The 22,101-nt window shown below is 66.7% G+C and carries 14 protein-coding genes; 9 read left to right on the top strand and 5 right to left on the bottom strand.

Annotation, left to right across the window (positions count from 1 at the left end; genetic code table 11):
• The first annotated feature begins 93 nt into the window (after positions 1–93).
• Entirely contained in the window at positions 94–1,011 is a 918-nt protein-coding gene (gene metR / locus CR917_RS06075; protein WP_043861995.1) for a transcriptional regulator MetR, read from the top strand.
• An 18-nt stretch (positions 1,012–1,029) separates the two neighbouring features.
• Here the strand turns inward: metR and CR917_RS06070 are convergent, their stop codons facing one another.
• Both CR917_RS06070 and CR917_RS06065 read right to left on the bottom strand, forming a co-directional pair.
• Positions 1,030–1,668, bottom strand: a complete 639-nt coding sequence (locus CR917_RS06070) for a LysE family translocator (protein WP_054914755.1) — start codon at positions 1,666–1,668, stop codon at positions 1,030–1,032.
• Positions 1,665–2,072 carry an NUDIX domain-containing protein gene (locus tag CR917_RS06065; RefSeq protein ID WP_043861997.1) on the bottom strand — a complete coding sequence of 136 codons (408 nt, stop codon included), beginning with the start codon at positions 2,070–2,072 and terminating at the stop codon, positions 1,665–1,667. The genes CR917_RS06070 and CR917_RS06065 overlap by 4 nt, the downstream gene beginning before the upstream one ends.
• Before the next feature lie 202 nt (positions 2,073–2,274).
• Here CR917_RS06065 and CR917_RS06060 point away from each other — a divergent pair, with 202 nt between their 5' ends.
• On the top strand, positions 2,275–6,543 hold the full coding sequence (locus CR917_RS06060) for a DEAD/DEAH box helicase (protein WP_104572021.1): 4,269 nt from the start codon (positions 2,275–2,277) through the stop codon (positions 6,541–6,543).
• A 130-nt stretch (positions 6,544–6,673) separates the two neighbouring features.
• Complete coding sequence (locus tag CR917_RS06055) at positions 6,674–8,290, top strand: FMN-binding glutamate synthase family protein (RefSeq protein ID WP_104572020.1); 1,617 nt, start codon at positions 6,674–6,676, stop codon at positions 8,288–8,290.
• Positions 8,291–8,386: 96 nt separating this feature from the next.
• Here the strand turns inward: CR917_RS06055 and CR917_RS06050 are convergent, their stop codons facing one another.
• On the bottom strand, positions 8,387–9,811 hold the full coding sequence (locus CR917_RS06050) for an amino acid permease (protein ID WP_043862000.1): 1,425 nt from the start codon (positions 9,809–9,811) through the stop codon (positions 8,387–8,389).
• 439 nt (positions 9,812–10,250) lie between these two features.
• Here CR917_RS06050 and CR917_RS06045 point away from each other — a divergent pair, with 439 nt between their 5' ends.
• The 3 genes from CR917_RS06045 (at position 10,251) to CR917_RS06035 (ending at position 14,897) form a co-directional block, all read left to right on the top strand.
• The gene (locus tag CR917_RS06045) at positions 10,251–13,397 is read left to right on the top strand and encodes a transglycosylase domain-containing protein (protein ID WP_088515478.1); all 3,147 of its coding nucleotides are present in this window, start codon (positions 10,251–10,253) and stop codon (positions 13,395–13,397) included.
• A 166-nt stretch (positions 13,398–13,563) separates the two neighbouring features.
• Positions 13,564–14,136 carry a PadR family transcriptional regulator gene (locus CR917_RS06040; protein WP_054914759.1) on the top strand — a complete coding sequence of 191 codons (573 nt, stop codon included), beginning with the start codon at positions 13,564–13,566 and terminating at the stop codon, positions 14,134–14,136.
• Complete coding sequence (locus CR917_RS06035) at positions 14,133–14,897, top strand: siderophore-interacting protein (protein WP_104572019.1); 765 nt, start codon at positions 14,133–14,135, stop codon at positions 14,895–14,897. Before CR917_RS06040 ends, CR917_RS06035 begins: the two co-directional genes overlap by 4 nt.
• Positions 14,898–14,907: 10 nt before the next feature.
• On the opposite strand, the gene CR917_RS06030 is transcribed toward CR917_RS06035, so the two are convergent.
• Both CR917_RS06030 and CR917_RS06025 read right to left on the bottom strand, forming a co-directional pair.
• Entirely contained in the window at positions 14,908–15,546 is a 639-nt protein-coding gene (locus CR917_RS06030; RefSeq protein WP_371920447.1) for a Pr6Pr family membrane protein, read from the bottom strand.
• 25 nt (positions 15,547–15,571) lie between these two features.
• On the bottom strand, positions 15,572–15,793 hold the full coding sequence (locus tag CR917_RS06025) for a VF530 family DNA-binding protein (RefSeq protein ID WP_043862005.1): 222 nt from the start codon (positions 15,791–15,793) through the stop codon (positions 15,572–15,574).
• 197 nt (positions 15,794–15,990) lie between these two features.
• Here CR917_RS06025 and CR917_RS06020 point away from each other — a divergent pair, with 197 nt between their 5' ends.
• The 3 genes from CR917_RS06020 (at position 15,991) to CR917_RS06010 (ending at position 22,047) form a co-directional block, all read left to right on the top strand.
• Positions 15,991–18,039 carry a TonB-dependent receptor gene (locus CR917_RS06020; RefSeq protein ID WP_058540956.1) on the top strand — a complete coding sequence of 683 codons (2,049 nt, stop codon included), beginning with the start codon at positions 15,991–15,993 and terminating at the stop codon, positions 18,037–18,039.
• Between the two features lie 200 nt (positions 18,040–18,239).
• Positions 18,240–19,592: a carbohydrate porin gene (locus CR917_RS06015; protein ID WP_104572018.1), complete on the top strand. Its 1,353-nt coding sequence runs from the start codon at positions 18,240–18,242 to the stop codon at positions 19,590–19,592.
• A gap of 46 nt (positions 19,593–19,638) precedes the next feature.
• Entirely contained in the window at positions 19,639–22,047 is a 2,409-nt protein-coding gene (locus CR917_RS06010; RefSeq protein WP_043862008.1) for a glucose/quinate/shikimate family membrane-bound PQQ-dependent dehydrogenase, read from the top strand.
• Positions 22,048–22,101: the final 54 nt, after the last annotated feature.

The following is a 22,101-nucleotide window of genomic DNA, read 5'->3' as shown; positions in this document are numbered from 1 at the left end:
GATGACAACTGCCGGGCGGTCGACAGCATCGTCAACATGAGACAAACTCAACGAATTGTCTCATCCATCAAATTCTGTTCATGGAGCACCCTGGTGCTGGAAATTCGCCACCTCAAGACCCTGCACGCCCTGCGCGAAGCCGACAGCCTGGTGGAGGCCGCCGAGCGCCTGCACCTGACCCAGTCGGCGTTGTCCCACCAGTTCAAGGAACTCGAAGAACGCCTGGGCATGCAGCTGTTCACCCGCAAGACCAAGCCGATCCGCTTCACCAGCGCCGGCCTGCGCCTGCTGCAACTGGCCGACGCCACCCTGCCGCTGCTGCGCGGCGCCGAACGGGACATTGCGCGCCTGGCCGGCGGCACTGCCGGGCGCCTGCACATGGCCATCGAGTGCCACAGCTGCTTCCAGTGGCTGATGCCCACCATCGACCAGTTCCGCGATGCCTGGCCAGAGGTGGAGCTGGACCTGGCCTCGGGCTTCGCCTTCGCCCCGCTGCCGGCCCTGGCCCGTGGCGACCTGGACCTGGTGGTGACCTCCGACCCGCTGGAGCTGACCGGTATCACCTACGTGCCGCTGTTCACCTACGAGGCGATGCTGGCGGTGGCCAACCAGCACGTACTGGCCTCCAGGCCCTACGTGGTGCCGCAGGACCTGGCCACGGAAACCCTGATCACCTACCCGGTGGAACGCGACCGCCTGGACATCTTCACGCGCTTTCTGGAGCCTGCCGACATCGAGCCCGGGCAGGTGCGCACCGCCGAGCTGACGGTGATGATGATGCAGTTGGTGGCCAGCGGACGCGGGGTATGCGGCATGCCGCACTGGGCCCTGCACGAGTACAGCTCGCGCGGCTACGTGAAGGGCAAGCGCCTGGGTGAAAAGGGCCTGTTCGCCACGCTGTACGCCGCAGTGCGCAGCGACATGCTCGATGCACCGTACATGCGCGACTTTCTGCTGACCGCCAAGGACACCTCGTTCTCGACCCTGGATGGGGTCAGTGCAGTGCGCTGAAGGTTCAAGCGGCAAGCATCAAGCCAGTTTGCGTTGTTCCTGCACCAGGCGCAGCGCAAGGGCCGCCAGCACAAAGCCCATCACGTAGCGCTGCAACATCAGCCACAGCGGGTAGCGCGCGAACCAGGCCGACAGGCCGGCGGCGAACAGTGCGATCAGCAGGTTCACGGTGAAGCTCACGCCGATCTGGGTCAGGCCCAGGGTCAGGCTCTGCGCCAGCACCGAGCCGTGCTCGGGCGAAATGAACTGCGGCAGCACCGACAGGTAGAACACCGCCACCTTGGGGTTCAGCACGCTGGTCAGAAACCCCATCGTCACCAGCCGCGCCGGTGAATCAGGGGCCAGCTCACGGGGCTCGAACGGCGAGCGCGCACCCGGCTTGACCGCCTGCCAGGCCATCCACAGCAGGTAGCCGGCACCGGCCCAGCGCAGCAGGTCGTAACCCAGCGGCACGGCCATGAACAACGCGGTGAGGCCCACAGCTGCGGCCGTCATGTGCACCAGAAACCCGCCCACCACACCGATCAGCGACGTCACGCCGGCCATGCGGCCCTGGCAGATCGAGCGCGAGATCAGGTAGATCATGTTCGGCCCGGGGGTCAGTACCATCAGCAGCGCGGCGCCGCTGAACAGCAGCCATTCGTGCAGCGGGATCATTGCGCGGCCCGTTGCAGGTGCAGCGGCAGGATCAGGTCGCGGGTCAGCGGCGCCAGTTCGAGGTGATCCACCTGGTGGGCGTCGACCCAGCAGGCTTCCTCGATTTCCGCTGCGGGTTCAAGCGTCAGGTCGGTGTGCAACTGAAACAGCTCGGCCTGCACTTCGAAACCCGGCTCGTTGGCCGCCGGTGCGCTGAACTGGCCCAGGTACTGCGCCTGCTGCGGGTCGATGCGCAGGCCCAGTTCTTCGAACAGCTCGCGGGCCAGGGCATCCACGGGTTGCTCGTGGGGTTCGATCTTGCCGCCAGGCTGCATGAAGGCCAGGGTGCCGCGCTTGCGTACCAACAGGGTACGGCCCTGAGCATCGAGCAACAGGGCAGCGGCGATACGGATGGTTTTGCTCATGGTAGGCGGCTCGTGGCGGGGAAGGCGCGCTAGGATCACATGCTGGCGCAGGGCTTTCAATCTTGCTGAGCGCTTCGCCGGCAAGGCCGGCTCCCACAGGTTCGGCGCATTCCTTGTAGGAGCCGGCCTTGCCGGCGAAGCGGCCGCAGCAGCCTGACGAAAGCCCCTTGCAACCAGGGCGCAACGGCCGCATAAACACCCCATGAACCTGCCCGCCCGCAATCACCCGGTACTCGACGCCTTCCACCCCGCCGTCCGTGCCTGGTTCCAGCACCGTTTCGCCACGGTGACCGCCGCCCAGGCCCAGGCGTGGCCGCTGATCCGCAGCGGGCAATCGCTGCTGGTGGCGGCCCCCACCGGCTCCGGCAAGACCCTCACCGCGTTCCTCGCGGTCCTCGACGAACTCTTCACCCAGGCCCTGCACGCCGGCGGCGAGCTGCCCGAACAGACGCTGGTGGTGTACGTCTCGCCGCTCAAGGCGCTGTCCAACGACATCCAGCTCAACCTGCAGGCCCCCCTGGCCGGTATCAGCGCCGAACTGGCCGCCCTCGGGCTGCCCACCCCTACCCTGCGCACCGCAGTGCGCAGCGGCGATACCCCGCAGAAGGAACGCGCGGCCATGCGCCGCCAGCCCCCGCATATCCTGGTGACCACCCCCGAGTCGCTGTACGTGCTGCTCGGCTCGACGTCCGGGCGCCAGGGCCTGGCCTCGGTGCACACGGTAATCGTCGACGAGATCCACGCCGTGGCCGGCAACAAGCGCGGCAGCCACCTGGCGTTGAGCCTGGAACGCCTGCAGGCGCTGTGCCAGCGCCCGCTGCGGCGCATCGGCCTGTCGGCCACCCAGCGTCCGATCGAGCGGGTGGCGCAGTACCTGGTGGGCCACCAGCGCCCCTGCGCCCTGGTGGATATCGGCCATGCGCGCCAGCGCGACCTGGCCATCGAGGTACCGCGCGCGCCACTGGGCGCGGTGATGGCCAACGATGTGTGGGAGCTGGTCTACGATCGCCTCGCGCAACTGGCCCGCGAGCATCGCACCACCCTGGTGTTCGTCAACACCCGGCGCCTGGCCGAGCGCCTGGCGCGCCACCTGAGCGAGCGCCTGGGGCGCGAGGCGGTGGCCGCGCACCATGGCAGCCTGGCCAAGGAATTTCGCCTCGACGCCGAGCAGCGTCTCAAGCGCGGCGAGCTGCAGGTGCTGGTGGCCACCGCCTCGCTGGAGCTGGGCATCGACATCGGCGAGGTCGACCTGGTGTGCCAGATCGGCTCGCCTGGCTCGATTGCCGCGCTGCTGCAGAGGGTTGGCCGCTCCGGCCACCAGGTGGACGGCACCCCCAAGGGTCGTGTGTTCGCCACCACCCGCGACGAGCTGATCGAGTGCGTGGCCCTGCTCGACTGCGTGCGCCGTGGCGAGCTGGACGAGCTGCATATCCCCAACGCACCGCTGGACGTGCTGGCCCAGCAGATCGTCGCCGAGGTCAGTTGCCAGCCCTGGGACGAACAGGCGCTGTTTGCGTGCCTCACCCGTGCGATGCCCTACGCCAATCTCGACCAGGCGCATTACCAGGCCCTGCTGCGCATGCTCGCCGAAGGTTACAGCGGGCGCCAGGGCGTGCGCGGCGCGTACCTGCACCGCGATGCGGTCAGTGCCCAGTTGCGTGGAAGGCGCGGCAGCCAGCTGGCTGCCCTGACCAGTGGCGGGGCGATACCGGACAACGCCGACTACCGCGTGCTGCTCGAACCCCAGGCCTTGAACATCGGCAGCGTGAACGAAGACTTCGCGGTGGAGAGCATCGCCGGCGACATCTTCCAGCTGGGCAACGCGTCGTACCGCATCCTGCGCGTGGAGGCCGGCAAGGTACGGGTAGAGGATGCCCACGGGCAACCGCCGACCATCCCCTTCTGGCTGGGCGAGGCGCCGGGGCGCAGCGACGAGCTGTCCTTCGCGGTGGCACGCCTGCAAGCCGAAATCGACCAGCGCCTGGATGCCAGTGGCGGCCAGCTGCAACCGCTGCTGACCTGGCTGCACGCCACGCTCGGGCTGAACGCGGACAGCGCCGAGCAACTGCTCGACTACCTGGCCCGCACCCGCCAGGCCCTCGGCGCCCTGCCCTCGCAGGACACGCTGATCATGGAGCGCTTTTTCGATGAGTCCGGCGGTACCCAGCTGATCATCCACTCGCCCTTCGGCAGCCGCATCAACCGCGCCTGGGGGCTGGCACTGCGCAAGCGCTTCTGTCGCACCTTCAACTTCGAGTTGCAGGCGGCAGCCAGCGAGGATGCGCTGATCCTGTCGCTGTCGGCCGGCCACAGTTTTGCCCTGGAAGAGGTGTGGCGCTACATTTCCAGCGCCAGTGCCGAGCACCTGCTGACCCAGGCCGTGCTCGATGCGCCGCTGTTCGGCGTGCGCTGGCGCTGGAACGCCGGGGTGTCGCTGGCACTGCCGCGCTATGCCGGCGGGCGCAAGGTCGCCCCGCAGATCCAGCGCATGAAAAGCGAAGACCTCACCGCTGCCGTGTTCCCCGACCAGCTGGCGTGCCTGGAAAACATCGTCGGCGAGCGCGAGATTCCCGACCACCCGCTGGTGGAGCAGACCCTCGACGACTGCCTGCACGAGGCGATGGATTGCGAGGGCTGGCTGAACCTGCTGCGGCGCATCGAAGACAAGCGCATCCGCCTGATCTGCCGCGACCTGCCGGCGCCTTCGCCCCTGGCGGCGGCGATCCTGAATGCACGTCCATACGCCTTTCTCGATGACGCACCGCTGGAAGAGCGGCGCACCCAGGCCGTGCTCAACCGGCGCTGGAGCGACCCGCAAAGTGCCGACGACCTGGGCGCACTGGATCCGCAGGCGATTGCCGCAGTGCGTGCCGAGGCCTGGCCGCTGCCCGGCAGCACCGACGAAATGCACGAGGCACTGATGAGCCTGGCGGCCGTGTGCGATGCCGAGGTGCAGGCCAACCCGGGTTGGCTGGCATGGCTGCAGCAACTGGCCGCCGGCGCACGCGCCTGCCACCTGAGGCTGCCGCACGGTGGCGGCCTATGGCTGGCCCGCGAACGCCTGCCGTGGCTGCTAGCGCTGTACCCGCAAGCGGCGCCCACCCCATTGCCCGGGTTCGATCAGCCCATCGATGCCGACAGCGCTGCCGTGGAACTGCTGCGCGCGCGCCTGAGCGGCTTCGGCCCGCTGACCAGCAGCGAGATCGGCGCGCCGCTGTGCCTGAGCCCCTCACAGGTCGAGCAGGCCATGCTGCGCCTGGAAGCGGAGGGCTATGTGATGCGCGGGCACTTCAGCCCGGGCCACCCCCCTGAACAATGGTGCGAACGCCACCTGCTGGCGCGCATCCACCGCTACACGCTCAAGCGCCTGCGCCGCGAAATCGAGCCGGTCAGCCTGCAGGACTTCATGCGCTTTCTGTTCGACTGGCAGCACCTCTCGCCCGGCACCCGGCTGGAGGGCCCGGCGGCGCTGGGCGAGGCGCTGACCCAACTGGAAGGCTTCGCCGCAGCGGCCTCGGCCTGGGAAAGCGACCTGCTGCCGAGCCGGCTGCGCGACTACAGTGGGCAGTGGCTGGACGATGCCTGCCGGGCCGGCAAGTTCGTGTGGGCTCGCCTGGCCCCTTCGGGCAAGGCTGCGGCCAGTACCCTGCGCAGCACCCCTGTCGTGCTGCTGCCACGGGCGCGGCTGGGGTTGTGGCGAGCACTGGCCGCCACCGACGACGCCCCGGCACCGTCGCCCCGCGCGCAACGTGTACTGGCCGCGCTCAGCGAGCACGGCGCACTGTTTTTCGATGAGCTGCGCGACGAGGCACGCCTGTTGCCCAGCGAGCTGGAGACAGCCCTGCAGGAACTGGTGGCGGCCGGGCAGATCAGTGCCGACAGCTTTGCCGGCCTGCGTGCACTGATCACCCCAGCCAGCAAGCGCCAGGCACGCAGCCATCGGCGCGGTCGCGGGGCATTCAGTGGCGGCATGGAGGACGCCGGGCGCTGGGCATTGCTGCGCCGCGCCGGCACGCCGGCCGAGGACGCCCTGGAACAGGTGGCCCTGACCCTGCTGCGCCGCTATGGCGTGGTGTGCTGGCGGCTACTCGAACGCGAGGCCGACTGGCTGCCGAGCTGGCGGGACCTGCTGCGCACGTTGCACCGCCTGGAGGCGCGTGGCGAGATCCGTGGCGGTCGCTTCATCAGCGGGCTGGCCGGCGAACAGTTCGCCTTGCCCGAGGCCATCGGCGTATTGCGCGAAGTACGCAGGCGCCCGCTGGATGGCAGCCTGGTGGCGGTGAGTGCCAGCGACCCGCTGAACCTGGTGGGCACCTTGCTGCCCGGCAGCAAGGTGGCAGCGGTGAGCGGCAACCGGGTGGTGTACCGCGACGGCGTGGCGGTGGCGGCGCGGGTGGCGGGCAAGGCGCAGTACTGGGTGCAGGAGGATGCGGCGCTGCGTGAGCGGGTGGTGCGCGATGTCCATCACTGATCCCGAAGCTTTGCGGTGTGTGCAGGAGCCGGCATTGCCGGCGAAGGCCGCAACGCTGTCTTGATGGGTTCACTGGCATCCAATCCCCCATTCGATATAAGGTCTTGGATTGCCTGCAAAAGGAACCCGCATGAGCCTCTCCCTCCTCAGCCGTTATGCCTTCTTCGCCGCGTGTGTCGTGTTCACCCTCGCCAGCCTGCCGTTCCTGCACCACGACTGGCTGTGGCCCTTCACCCTGGTCACCGGCCTGCTCAGCCTGCTGGGCCTGTTCGACCTGCTGCAGAGCCGCCATGCGGTGCGGCGCAACTACCCGATCCTGGGCAATATCCGCTACCTGGTGGAGGGCATCCGCCCGGAAATCCGCCAGTACCTGCTCGAATCCGACAGCGATGCGCTGCCCTTCTCCCGCGCCCAGCGCTCGCTGGTGTACTCGCGGGCCAAGAACGAAACCGCCGACAAGCCGTTCGGCACCCTGATCGACGTCTACCAGTCGGGCTTCGAGTTCATCGGCCACTCCATGCGCCCGGCACCGCTCAGCGACCCCGAGAGCTTTCGGGTGATCGTCGGCGGCCCGCAGTGCACCCAGCCCTATTCGGCCTCGGTGTTCAACATCTCGGCCATGAGCTTCGGCTCGCTCAGCGCCAACGCCATTCGCGCCCTCAACCAGGGCGCCAAGCTCGGCAACTTCGCACATGACACCGGCGAGGGCAGCATCAGCCCCTACCACCGCGAACATGGCGGCGACCTGACCTGGGAACTGGGCAGCGGCTACTTCGGCTGCCGCACCTCGGACGGTCGCTTCGACCCCGAGCGCTTCGCGCAGCAGGCCAGCAGCCCGCAGGTGCGCATGATCGAAATCAAGATGAGCCAGGGCGCCAAGCCCGGCCACGGCGGCATCCTGCCCAAGCACAAGGTGACCCAGGAAATCGCCGACACCCGCGGCATCATGATGGGCGAAGACTGCATCTCGCCGTCGCGCCACAGCGCGTTCTCCACCCCCATCGAGCTGATGCAGTTCATTGCCCAGCTGCGCGAGCTGTCCGGCGGCAAGCCGGTCGGCTTCAAGTTCTGCCTGGGCCACCCGTGGGAGTTCATGGGCATTGCCAAGGCCATGCTCGAGACCGGCATCCTGCCCGACTTCATCGTGGTCGACGGCAAGGAAGGCGGCACCGGCGCCGCGCCGGTGGAGTTCACCGACCACATCGGCGTGCCGCTGCGCGAAGGGCTGCTGTTCGTGCACAACACCCTGGTGGGGCTGAACCTGCGCGACAAGATCAAGCTGGGCGCCAGCGGCAAGATCGTCAGTGCGTTCGATATCGCCAGCGTGCTGGCCATCGGTGCCGACTGGGCCAACTCGGCGCGCGGCTTCATGTTCGCCATCGGCTGCATCCAGTCGCAAAGCTGCCATACCAACAAGTGCCCGACCGGCGTGGCCACCCAGGACGGCCTGCGCCAGCGGGCGCTGGTGGTGCCGGACAAGGCGCAGCGGGTGTTCAGCTTCCACCGCAACACGCTCAAGGCGCTGGCCGAGATGCTCGCCGCCGCCGGGCTGGATCACCCCTCGCAGCTGGAGGCCAAGCACCTGGTGCGGCGCATGTCGGCCACCGAGATCAAGCTGTTCTCGCAGCTGCACGTGTTCCTCAAGCCGGGTGAACTGCTTACCGGCGAGGTGAACGGCGAGTTCTACTCGCGGATGTGGCAGATGGCGCGGGCAGACAGTTTCGAGCCCAACGCCGAAGTGGCGTAACGGCGTCGCCGACTCCTCACCTGCAGGAGCCGGCATTGCCGGCGAAGGGGCAGTACAGCCACACAAAAACCCCGGCCTGGGCCGGGGTTGTGTACATCAGGATGCGCTGGATGCCGCCACTGCTTCACTGTCGCCCTTGGGCGCCAGCTTGAACACGTGGTACAGCACCGTCAGCATTACCAGGAACGCCGGGCCGATGAACAGCGCCACGCGGGTTTCCTCGAAGTAGGCCATCAGGCCGACCACCAGGATCAGGAACGCCAGGGCCAGGTAGGAACTCAGCGGCCACAGCCACATGCGGTACTTGAGCGCGGCCCGTTCGGCCTGGCTCAGCCCGGCGCGAAAGCGCAGTTGCGCCAGCAGGATCATCACCCAGGTCCAGATCGCGCCGAAGGTGGCGATCGAGGTCACCCACACGAAGACCTTTTCAGGTACCAGGTAGTTGGCCAGCACGCCCAGCAGCAGCGCGCCGATCGACAGCAGCAGTGCATTGCGCGGCACGCCGTTGCGCGAGGTGCGCGCAAAGCTGGCCGGGGCCTGGCCGTTCTGCGCCAGGCTGTAGAGCATGCGCCCGGTACTGAAGATACCGCCGTTGCACGACGACAGCGCCGCGGTGATCACCACGAAGTTGATGATGCCGGCTGCGGTCTTGATGCCCAGGCGCTCGAAGGTCATCACGAACGGGCTGCCCTGGCTGCCGATCTCGTTCCACGGGTACAGCGACAGGATCACGAACAGCGCGCCGACGTAGAACAGCAGGATGCGCCAGAACACCGAGCCGATGGCCTGCGGGATGGTCTTTTGCGGGTTGCGCGCTTCACCGGCGGTAAGGCCGATCATCTCCACGCCCAGGTAGGCGAACATCACCATCTGCAGCGACATCAGCACGCCGGTCACGCCGTTGGGCATGAAGCCGCCGTGACTCCACAGGTTGGAGATGCCCAGCGCCACACCGTCGTTGCCGAAGCCGAAGGCGATCACGCCGATGCCGCCCAGCACCATGGCGATGATGGTCACGATCTTGATCAGGGCGAACCAGAACTCGAACTCGCCGAAGGCCTTCACCGCCACCAGGTTGATCGCGCCCATGCTGCCCAGCGCCGCCAGCGCCCAGATCCAGCGCGGTACGTCCGGGAACCAGATGCCCATGTAGATGGCCACCGCGGTGATCTCGGCGACACAGGTCACCAGCCACAGGAACCAGTAGTTCCAGCCGGTCAGAAAGCCCGCCAGCGGGCCCAGGTAGTCTTGTGCGTAGCGGCTGAAGGACCCGGCCACCGGGTTGTGCACGGCCATCTCGCCCAGCGCGCGCATGATCACCAGGATCGCCAGGCCGCCGATGATGTAGGACAGCATGATCGCCGGCCCGGCCATTTCGATGGCCTTGGCCGAACCGAGGAACAGCCCGACACCGATACAGGCGCCCAGCGCCATCAGGCGAATGTGACGTTCGCCGAGTTCCCGCTTGAGTGGGCCGCCCTGGGCGGTCTCACCATGAGAAGGGTGGTTGCCGACTGGCATAGGAATACAACCTCATTTTGTTATTGGATATAACCCTTCGTGCAGGCTGTACAGCGCCGATAGGCTGCTGTTTCGCCGCGCCGGGCTCACCTTGTGGGCAAGCACGTCGACCGGTGCGCGGAGCACCGGCCGAGCGAAAGGGGCGAGCAGTATAGGAAGGCCGCTACAGGGCTTTTCACTATATAAACCCCGATATTTGGCGAGAACTCTCGGCAATTACCGCTTATTCGGAGTGGCATTACCCGCGCTTGGCCGTGCGGGTGTCAACCGGGCGGCTAACATAGCACCAAAACGGGGCAACACAACCTTGCACCAAAGGCGCATGTTCGCGCCGTGATTGGCGAACCTGCCGCTGGCAACCCACAAATTTTTCATCAATTGCGACCAGCGTCTAAGCTTCAGGCAAGCGAGACGAACATACGCAGCCGGGCTGAACACTATGGGCGCACAGTGGCAAACGGAACCAGACAAGACGCAGGCTGCCGCAGAACAACCGGATACTCCCGCATTGCCCAAACGTCCCCGCCGGCGCTATGGCTGGTGGCTGTTCGGCCTGCTGGTGCTGGGGGCCCTGGTACTGCTGGGCCTGGCGATCGCCCGTGAAATGCACACCTCGCGCCTGCAGGCGCGCGAGTTCAGCCAGTTCGCCGCCACCCTGAGCTATTCGATGCACAAGGGCCCCAGCGATGCCGTCATCTACCCGGGCGAAGGCCCGTTCGACAAGCGCCTGGGCTACAGCGCGCTGGGCGAGTTCCTGCCGCGGCTGTTCAAGCGCGATTACGTGATCGTCGAGCAGGCGCGTTTTTCGCCGGCGCTGATGAACTATGTGCAGCACGGGTTCTTCGTGCCCTATGCCGAGAAGATCCAGGCCGGCCTGTCGATCACCGACTGCAAGGGCGACGCGTTGTACCAGTTCCATTACCCGCAGCACCTGTACCCGGATTTCGCCTCGATCCCGCCGGTGATCGTGCACAGCCTGCTGTTCATCGAGAACCGCGACCTGCTCGACCCCGCCGATCCGCGCAGCAACCCGGCGGTGGACTGGCCGCGCTTCGCCATGGCCGCCTACAGTCAGGTCGCCAAGCACCTGGCCCTGCCCGGCCAGTCGGCCGGCGGCAGCACGCTGGCCACGCAGCTGGAAAAATACCGCCACTCCCCCGATGGCCTCACGGTGTCGGGCAGCGAGAAACTGCGCCAGATGATTTCGGCCAGCGTGCGCGCCTACCAGGACGGGCCGCAGACCCTGGGCGCACGCCAGCGCATCGTGCGCGACTACCTCAACAGCGTGCCGCTGTCGGCGGTGCCCGGCCACGGCGAAGTGCACGGCATGGCCGAGGGCCTGCGGGTGTGGTACGGCGCCGACTTTGCCGAGGTCAACAAGACCCTGGCCAGTACCGACAGCGACCCGGCCAGCCTGGCCGCACGTGGCCTGGCGCTGCGCCAGGTGCTGTCGCTGATGATCGCCCAGCGTCGCCCGTCGCACTTTCTGTCCAAGGGTCGCAACGAACTGGCCACCCTCACCGACAGCCACGTGCGCCTGCTGGCCGCCAACAACATCATCGACCGCCCGCTGGCCGATGCCGCGCTGGCAAGCAAGGTGGTGTTTCGCGACTGGGTGGCGCAGCCGACCATCGTGCCCATCGTCACCAACAAGGGCATCAGCGTGGCCCGCAGCCGCTTGTCGTCGGCGCTGGGGCGCCCGCTGTACGACCTGGACCGCCTCGACCTGTCGGCCACCAGCACGCTGCAGGCCGACCTGCAGGGGCAGGTCAGCGAGTACCTCAAGAGCCTCGCCGACCCGGCCTTTGCGGCGCAGATGGGGCTGATTGGCGAACGCCTGCTGACCCCCACCAGCACCACCCAGGTGCGCTACAGCTTCACCCTGCTGGAACGCACCGCCGACGGCTCGCGGGTACGGGTACAGACCGACAGCACCGACCAGCCGTTCGACATCAACGAGGGCAGCAAGCTTGAGCTGGGCTCCACCGCCAAGTTGCGGGTGCTGACCCAGTACCTGGAAATCATCGCCGAGCTGCACGACAAGTACGTCGACATGACCCCGGCCCAGTTGAGCAAGGTGGAGGTGGCCGACACCGACTTCATCAGCCGCTGGGCCCTGGATTACCTGGCCCGCAACAAGGACCGCAACATCACCGCGATGCTCGACGCGGCGCTGGAGCGCAAGTATTCGGCCAGCCCCGGCGAAGCCTTTTTCACCGGCGGCGGCATGCATGTGTTCAACAACTTTCGCCGCGAGGACAACGGCCGCATGCCGACCCTCAAGGATGCCCTGCGCGAGTCGATCAACCTGCCCTTCATTCGCCTGATGCGCGACCTGGTGCGCTACAGCACCTATTCGGCACCGGGCAACAGCGGCAAGTTGCTCAAGGACGATGCCGAGCCGCGGCGCCAGGAGTACCTTGCCCGCTTCGCCGACCGCGAGGGCACCGACTTCATGCGCCGGTTCTGGAAGAAGTACCAGCGCAAGACCTCCCAGGAACGCCTGGACACCTTTCTCGACAGCCTGCGGGTCACGCCGATCCGCCTGGCCGCCGTGCACCGCTACCTGTTCCCCGAGGCCGACCAGGCCACCTTCAACGCCTTCGTGCGCGCGCACATGAAGGCCGAGCCAGGGGCGGCCAAGCGGCCACCGCTGAAAAAGGACCAACTGACCGACCAGCGTCTGGAAGGCCTGTATGCCGCCTACGGCCCGGGCACCTACGACCTGCCCGACCAGGGCTACATCGCCCGGGTGCACCCGCTGGACCTGTGGCTGCTGGGCTACCTGCTGAAGAACCCCACCGCAAGCTTTCAGGACGCGGTGCTGGCCAGCCATTTCGAACGCCAGGAAGTCTACAGCTGGCTGTTCAAGAGCCGGCACAAGGGCGCCCGTGACAGCCGTATCCGTACCATGGTCGAGATCGAGGCGTTCCTCGACATTCACCAGCGCTGGAAGCGCGTGGGCTACCCGTTCGATCACCTGGTGCCATCGCTGGCCACCGCCATCGGCAGCTCGGGCGACCGCCCGGCGGCGCTGGCCGAGCTGGTGGGCATCATCCAGAACGACGGCGTGCGCCTGCCGGTGCTGCGTATCGACACCCTGCACTTTGCCGCCGACACGCCCTATGAACTGCGCCTGGCCGGCGACCCGGACCGGGGCCAGCGGGTGCTGTCGGTGGAAGTGGCGCGGGCCCTGCGCGGGGCCATGTCGCAGGTGGTGGACGCCGGTACGGCACGACGGGTGTCGGGGAGCTTCAAGCTGCCCGATGGCACCCTGCTGACCATGGGCGGCAAGACCGGCACCGGGGACAACCGCATCGAGAGCTTCGGTGCTGGCGGGCGGCTGATCGGTTCGCGTTCGTTGAACCGCACCGCGACGTTCGTGTTCTTTCTGGGCGACAACCATTTCGGCACCTTGACGGCGTTCGTGCCGGGGCGCGCGGCCGAGGCATTCAAGTTCACCTCGGCGTTGCCGGTGCAGGTGCTCAAGGGCATGGCGCCGATACTGCTGCCATACCTGCAGCCGGGGGGCAACACGTTGTGCACGCCGCCGCTGGTGGCAACGCAAGACCTTTCGAAGCCCTGAAGCCATTCGCTCGCCTGCACCAACCACACGCTTGCGTGCAGGAGCCGGCCTTGCCGGTGAAACAGATCAGCGCCAAATGCGAAAAATAATCATCTCCACGTCTTGCGTTAAGATATATCTTGAGTAATATCTTTAGATACATCGAAACGCAGACAGGAGACAGTCCATGCGTGACCATCACCCACCCCACCGCGACAGCGGCGAGCGCCATGACGGCTTCGAGCGCCGGCACGGCCGTGAACGCGGCGACCGTGGCCCCCGCGTGTTCGCCCCCGGCGATCTCAAGTTGCTGCTGCTGGCCATGCTTTCGGAAAAGCCCGGCCACGGCTACGACCTGATCCGCCAGATCGAGGCCGAGTTCGACGGCGGCTACAGCCCCAGCCCCGGCGTGATCTACCCGACCCTGACCTTTCTCGAAGAGAGCGAGCTGATCAGCGGCGAAGTCCACGGCAGCAAGAAGCTCTACAGCGTCACCGACGCCGGGCGCCAGTCGCTGGTCGACCAGGCCATCGCCCTGGACGGCGTGCGCACGCGCATCGAGGTGAGCAAGCGCTCGATGCGCGTGCACGACCGTCCGCCGGAAATCCATGAAGCCGTACACAACCTGCGCCATGCCCTGCAGATCCATGCCGGGCGCTGGAACCCCGCAGAGATCGAGCGGGTACGCACCCTGCTCAACGACACCGCAAAAGCCATCGTTGCCGGCCCGGCAACCCCCACCCAGGAGACTTCCGAATGACGGACAGCCCCAACCTTTCGATCCATCGCGTCAACCACGAGATCAAGCGCCGCCGCCTGCAGGTACTGCGCGTGACCGAGCTGACCCCGCGCATGCGCCGCATCACCCTCGGCGGCGCCGAGCTGCAGGGCTTTCTCAGCGTCGGCAGCGACGACCACGTCAAACTCATGTTCGCCTGCTCCCCCGAAGAACAGGTGGCCCTGGACAACCCCGGCGCCACCGACGTGCGACCGACCATGCGCGAGTACACCCCGCGGCGCATCGACCTGGCCGCCGGCGAGCTGGACCTGGACTTCGTACTGCACGGCGACGGCCCCGCCTCCACCTGGGCGGCCCAGGCCGAACCCGGCCATTACCTGCATATCGCCGGGCCACGCGCCTCGCTGGTGGTGCCGGACATCTTCGACAGCTACCTGCTGGTGGGCGATGAAACCGCCATCCCGGCCATCGGCCGCCGGCTCGAAGAGTTGCCAGCCGGACGCAAGGTGCTGGCGGTGATCGAAATCGAGGACGACCAGGAACGCCAGCCACTGCCCAGCGCGGCGCAGGTCGAGGTGATCTGGGTACGGCGCCACCAGCAGGACGTGCTGCAGGTGTTGCGTGACCTGAGCCTGCCGTCGGGCACGCTGTACGCCTGGGTTGCCCTGGAAAAGGCGCTGACGCGCAAGGCCAAGAGCCTGCTGCTGGAAGAGAAAGGCGTGAACGAGGCGTACCTCAAGGCGGCCGCCTACTGGCGACTGGACCCCAACGACGAGGAATAAGCGTCGACCTTCAGGGTTGCGCCTGGGCCCGTGCCAGGCGCCTGCCCTGCCAGCGGTCGAGGAGAATCAGCAGCACGCCGACCAGAATGAAGCCCCCCAGCATGGCCAGCGCATTGAGCAGCACCTGCGCATAGCCCAGGCTCGCCACATCGACGAACGGGTACGGATAGAAACCGATACCGTGACCGCGCGCCAGCACATACCCAAAGTACCCCAGCGGATACACCAGCCAGCCCAGCAGGTGGGTGAAACGCAACTGCCCCTTGGGCACGCACCACCACCAGTACAGCGCATAGGCCGCCGGCATCACGTCGTGCAGCAGCTCATCGGCCAGCCACTGCCAGCCCTGCGGTTGCCACAGGTGACGCAGCAACAGGCTGTAGGCCAGCGCCACGAACACGATGCTCACCGCCACCCCGGAACTCACCCAGGGCGACAGCCACCAGCGCCGCGCCGCCGATTCACGGCCAAAGGCCGCCTGGGTCAGCACCGTGGCCACCAGGGTATTGCTCAACACCGTGAAATAACCGAACAGATTCACCAACCCGCCCAGCAGGCTGGCCTGATCCTGCCAGCGCGCCAGCAGCACCAGATACAGCTGGATGGTCAGCGCCGCCCAGCCAAGGCCCGCCAGCAGGCCGATGCCCATGCGACGGTCAGCCACCGGCATCGGCTCAGCGACCGCGTTGCAGCTTCAGGTACAGGCGCTCGACCTTCTCCCGCGCCCAGGGCGTCTTGCGCAGGAAGGTCAGGCTCGACTTGATGCTCGGGTCACTCTTGAAGCAGCGGATATCGATGCGCTGCGCCAGCCCTTCCCATTGGTAGTGCGCCACCAGCGCGGTGAGGATCTGTTCCAGTGTCACGCCATGCAGCGGGTTGTTGTCAGCGGCAGTCATGCCTGTGCTCCAGCCAAACGAAGGTGCGCACCTTAGCCCAGGTGCGGCGGCGCGTCAGCACCTGGTGCGGCCTTTCTCGATCAAGGGCACCTGAGGTGATTCTAGTGACCGCGAAGGCTCTGGACAGCACCTTGGCATTTATTGTTTTACGGTAATGTTATATTGTAACCAAAACGATAACTGCCAAGGACCCCACCATGCGTCACCTGCCGCTCCACCTCTCCCCCCTTGCCGCCGCACTGTGGCTGGCCTCGCTGCCCAGCCACGCGGTTGAACTGCAACCCCAGGTCATCACCGCCAACCCGTTGGGCACCCCGCTGGCAGCCCCCAGCAGCGTGCTCGAAGGCGACACATTGACCCTGCAGCAAAAGGGCAGCCTGGGCGAAACCCTGAACACCCAGCCCGGCGTCGCCTCCACCTGGTTCGGCCCGGGCGCCAGCCGCCCGGTGATCCGCGGCCTGGACGGCGACCGGATCCGTATCCTGCGCAACGGCGTGGGTGCACTGGATGCCTCTTCGCTGTCGTACGACCACGCCGTGCCACTGGACCCGGTGAACGTCGAGCGCGTCGAGATCGTGCGCGGCCCGGCCGCCCTGCTCTACGGTGGCAATGCCATCGGCGGGGTGGTCAACACCTTCGACAACCGCATCCCCGACGCGCCGGTGCAAGGCATTCATGGTGCCGGCGAGCTGCGCTACGGGGGCGCCGACACCACCCGCAGCAGTGCGGGCAAGCTGGAAGCCGGCGATGGCCGCTTCGCCCTGCACCTGGACGCCAACAGCCGCCAGTTCAACGATTTGCGCATCCCCGGCTACGCCCGCAGTTCGAAGGTGCGCGATGCCGACGAACCCGGCGGCAAGCATCGCCTGGAAAACAGCGACGGGCGCCAGGACGGTGGTGCCGTCGGCGGTTCGTACAACTGGGAACACGGTTACGCGGGCCTGTCCTACAGCCGCTACGATGCCAACTACGGTTCGGTGGCCGAGCCCGGCGTGCGTCTGGCCATGGAACAGGACCACTACGCCTTTGCCTCCGAACTGCGCGACCTCGACGGCCCGTTCAGCTCGCTCAAGTTCGACGCCGGCTACACCGACTACAAGCATCAGGAGCTGGAAGGCGGCGAGGTGCATACCACCTTCAAGAACAAGGGCTACGAGGCCCGCGTCGAGGCTCGGCACCAGCCGCTGGGGCCGGTGGAAGGCGTGATCGGCGCCCAGGTCACCCGCAACGAGTTCTCGGCGCTGGGCGAAGAAGCCTTCGTGCCGCAGACCGATACCGACAGCCTGGCGCTGTTCGTGCTCGAACAGTGGAAGGCCACCGACCGCCTCGACCTGAGCCTGGGCGCACGCCTGGAGCACACCCGGGTCGACCCCGACAGCCAGGGCAGCGAACGTTTCGCCCAGGCCGACAGCGCCAGCAGCTTCACCGCCGCCAGCCTGTCCTCGGGTGCGGTGTACCAGTTGACCCCGGTGTGGTCGCTGGCCGCCAGCCTGGGGTACACCGAACGTGCACCGACCTTCTACGAGCTGTATGCCAATGGCGCTCACGTCGCCACCGGCACCTACGAGGTGGGCGACCCGGGGCTTTCGAAGGAGAAGGCGATCTCCAGCGACCTGGCCCTGCGCTTCGACAACGGCACGCACAAGGGCAGCGTGGGCGTGTTCTACAGCCATTTCCGCAACTACATCGGCCTGCTGGCCAGCGGCAACCTGCGCGAAGGGCATGATCACGATCACGGGGATGACGATCACGATCACGACCATGATCACGAGCATGGCGACGTGCCCGAATACCTCTATCACGGCGTGCGCGCCCGCTTCTACGGCATCGAAGCCCAGGACCGCTGGCAACTGCTGGAAAACGCCTACGGCAGCTTCGCCCTGGAACTGTCTGGCGACTACACCCGCGCCAAGAACCTGGATACCGGCGAAGACCTGCCACGCATTGCCCCGCTGCGCCTGAACAGCGGCCTGACCTGGAACCTTGAACGCTGGCAGGCACGGGTCGACGTGCAGCATGCCAGCAGCCAGCATCGCAAGCCGGCCAATGAAACCAGCACCGACGGCTACACCACCCTGGGGGCCAGCGTGGGCTATCGCTTCGAGATCGGCCAGAGTGAATGGCTGGCCTTCGTGCGCGGCGAAAACCTCACCGATCAGACCGTACGCTATGCCAGTTCGATCCTGCGCGACATCGCCCCAGCGCCGGGTCGCAGCGTCCAGGTAGGCCTGCGAACCACCTTCTGAACCCACACCGTTGCCGGATTGTTACCCATCCGGCAACGGTCACTCTTGCTGATCCGGCTTTTTTTCCGGCACGTTCGCCTATATCCTCCCCGCCTCAAGCTGAACCGCTTCACCTATTCCTGATACTGCCTTGCCCTCGACGATGCCTGCATCTCGGGCAATTTGCCGTTCTTCCAACAATCAAAAGACAGCGCTATCTCATGCATCAGTTCCATCATCTGCCCCCCGCCGCCGCGACCTTGCTGGCAGGCCTGGCCGCCAGCACGCTGGCCTGCAGCCTGCAGGCCGCCCCCCTCTTCGACGGCGACTCGCCCTGGATGCTCGGCGACTGGGGCGGCACACGCTCGGCGCTGGCCGAGCGCGGCTACGACTTCACTCTGGGCTACACCGGGGAGATGGGCAGCAACCTGCACGGTGGCCACGACCACAGCAACACCGCCCGCTACAGCGACCAGTTCAGCCTGGGCAGCCACCTGGACCTGCAGAAGATCCTCGGCTGGCAGGGCGCCGAATTCCAGTTGACCGTGACCGAGCGCCACGGCAACAACATCAGCAACGATCGCATCAACGATCCGCGGGTGGGCGGCTTCACCTCGGCCCAGGAAGTCTGGGGCCGTGGCCAGACCTGGCGGCTGACCCAGATGTGGTTCAAGCAGACGTACCTGGACGGCGACCTCGACGTGAAGGTCGGGCGCTTCGGCCAGGGCGAGGACTTCAACAGCTTCCCCTGCGACTTCCAGAACCTGGCCTTCTGCGGCTCGCAGGTGGGCAACTGGGCCGGCAGCATCTGGTACAACTGGCCGGTGAGCCAGTGGGCCCTGCGCGTCAAGTACCACCTAACGCCGGAACTCTACGCCCAGGTCGGTGCCTACGAACAGAACCCCTCCAACCTCGAGCGCCAGAACGGCTTCAAGCTCAGCGGCAGCGGCACCCAGGGCGCGGTACTGCCGGTGGAACTGGTGTGGACGCCGGCCATCGACGGCCTCAAAGGGGAATATCGCGCCGGTTACTACTACAGTAGTGCCAAGGCACAAGATGTTTACAAGGAAGGCAACGGCCAACCGGCAGCCCTCAGTGGCCAGGACTATCGTAGCAGCTCGAGCAAGCACGGGTTCTGGCTGGGGGCACAGCAGCAGGTGACGTCGTTGGCCAGCGATCACTCACGTGGCCTGAGCGTTTTTGCCAATGCCACGCTGCACGACAAGAAGACCAATGCCATCGACAACTATGTTCAGGCAGGTGTGGTTTACAAAGGGCTGTTCGATGCCCGCGCCAAGGACGACATCGGCTTCGCCCTCGCTCGCGTGCACGTCAACCCGGCCTATCGCAGGAACGCCGAGGCCCGCAACCGCGCCAATGCCCTCTTCGACTACGACAACCCCGCCTTCCTGCCCGTCCAGGACACCGAGTACAGCGCCGAGCTGTATTACGGCATCCACCTGGCCCAGTGGCTGACCGTGCGCCCGAACCTGCAGTACATCCGCCACCCGGGCGGGGTCGGGCACGTGGACGACGCGCTGATCGGCGGCCTCAAGATCCAGAGCAGCTTCTGAACGGGCCCTGCGGCTCGAACCTTTTCACCTTGATGGAGAACACACGATGAGCACTGATGGTGCCTTGAGTAGAACCCGCTGGCTGCCGAGACTGCTCGGCGTGCTGCTGTTGCTGATGGGGCTGGCGCTGCTGGCCGGCGGTATCAAGCTGAGCCAGCTCGGCGGCTCGCTGTATTACCTGATCGCCGGTATCGGCTTTGCCCTGTCGGGCGTGCTGCTGCTGGCACTGCGCCGCACCGCGCTGGGCCTGTACGGCCTGGTGCTGCTGGGTAGCACCCTGTGGGCATTGTGGGAGGTCGGCCTGGACTGGTGGCAACTGGTACCGCGCCTGTCGCTGTGGTTCGCCCTGGGCGTGGTGTTGCTGCTGCCGTGGGCACGCCGCCCGCTGCTGGGCCAGCCCGGCAAGCTCAACACCGGGCTGCTGAGCCTGGCGGTGGTGCTGTCGGGCGCCACCGCAGTGGCGAGCCAGTTCACCTTCCCGGGTGAAATCAAGGGCGAGCTGGGCCGCGACAGCACCGAGCTGAGCAGCACCGCGCCGGCCATGCCCGATGGCGACTGGCAGGCCTACGGGCGCACCGAATTCGGTGACCGCTACTCGCCGCTGCGCCAGATCACCCCGAACAACGTGCACAAGCTCGAAGAGGCCTGGCGCATTCGTACCGGCGACCTGCCGACCAGCGATGACCCGGTCGAGCTGACCAACGAGAACACCCCGCTCAAGGTCAATGGCAAGCTGTATGCCTGCACCGCGCACAGCAAGGTGCTGGCCCTGGACCCGGATACCGGTGCCGAGATCTGGCGCTTCGATCCGCAGATCAAGAGCCCGGTGGGCTTCAAGGGCTTTGCCCACATGACCTGCCGTGGCGTGTCGTACTACGACGAAAACAACTACGTGAACATGGACGGCGCCCCTGCGCCGAAAATCTCCGAAGCCGGCCAGGCCGTGGTGCGCAGCTGCCCGCGTCGCCTGTACCTGCCCACCGCCGATGCGCGCCTGATCGCGATCAACGCCGACACCGGCAAGGTCTGCGAAGGCTTCGGCAACCAGGGCGTGGTCGACCTGACCCAGGGCATCGGCCCGTTCACCGCCGGTGGCTACTACTCCACCTCGCCTGCCGCGATCACTCGCGAGCTGGTGATCATCGGTGGCCACGTCACCGACAACGAGTCCACCAACGAGCCCTCGGGCGTGATCCGTGCCTACGACGTGCATGACGGTCGTCTGGTCTGGAACTGGGACAGCGACAACCCGGACGAGACCGCGCCGCTGGCACCGGGCAAGACCTACAGCCGCAACTCGGCCAACATGTGGTCGCTGGCCAGCGTCGACGAGAAGCTGGGCATGGTGTACCTGCCACTGGGCAACCAGACCCCTGACCAGTGGGGCGCCGACCGCACCCCAGGTGCCGAGAAGTTCAGTGCCGGCATCGTCGCCCTGGACCTGGCCACCGGCAAGGTACGCTGGAACTACCAGTTCACCCATCACGACCTGTGGGACATGGACGTCGGCAGCCAGCCGACCCTGCTCGACCTGAAGACCGCCGACGGCGTCAAACCTGCGCTGATCGCCCCGACCAAGCAGGGCAGCCTGTACGTGCTCGACCGTCGTGACGGCAGCGCCATCGTGCCGATCCGCGAGATCCCGGCGCCCCAGGGCGCGGTCAAGGGCGACCACACCGCACCAACCCAGGCCCGCTCGGACCTGAACCTGCTGGGCCCGGACCTGACCGAGGCGGCCATGTGGGGCGCCAGCCCGTTCGATCAGATGCTGTGCCGTATCCAGTTCCGCGAACTGCGCTACGAGGGCCAGTACACCCCGCCGTCGGAGCAGGGCAGCCTGATCTACCCGGGCAACGTGGGCGTGTTCAACTGGGGCGGCGTGTCGGTCGACCCCGTGCGTCAGCTGCTGTTCACCAGCCCCAACTACATGGCCTTCGTGTCGAAGATGGTGCCGCGTGCCGAAGTGGCCGAGGGCAGCAAGCGCGAAAGCGAGACGAGCGGCGTGCAGCCCAACACCGGCGCACCTTACGCGGTGATCATGCACCCGTTCATGTCGCCCCTGGGCGTACCGTGCCAGGCCCCGGCCTGGGGCTATGTGGCCGGTATCGACCTGACCACCAACAAGGTGGTGTGGAAGCACAAGAACGGCACCAGCCGCGACAGCTCGCCGATTCCGATCGGCCTGCCGGTGGGTGTACCGAGCATGGGCGGCTCGATGGTGACGGCCGGCGGCCTGGGCTTTTTGAGCGGCACCCTGGACCAGTACCTGCGTGCGTATGACGTGAACACCGGCAAGGAGCTGTGGAAATCGCGCCTGCCGGCTGGCGGCCAGGCCACGCCGATGACCTACACCGGCAAGGATGGCCAGCAGTACGTGCTGGTGATGGCTGGCGGGCACGGTTCGCTGGGCACCAAGATGGGCGATTACGTGATCGCCTACAAACTGGCGCAGTGATCGACCGCTGAACCTGGGCTGCCTTGCAGCCCTTCGCCGGCAAGGCCGGCGCCT

The sequence above is a fragment of the Pseudomonas sp. BRM28 genome (assembly GCF_002939405.1).
GTDB classification, from domain to species: Bacteria; Pseudomonadota; Gammaproteobacteria; order Pseudomonadales; family Pseudomonadaceae; genus Aquipseudomonas; species Aquipseudomonas palmensis.
Note: the sequence above shows the minus strand (reverse complement) of the source record. Positions and strands in the feature narration are given on the sequence as shown.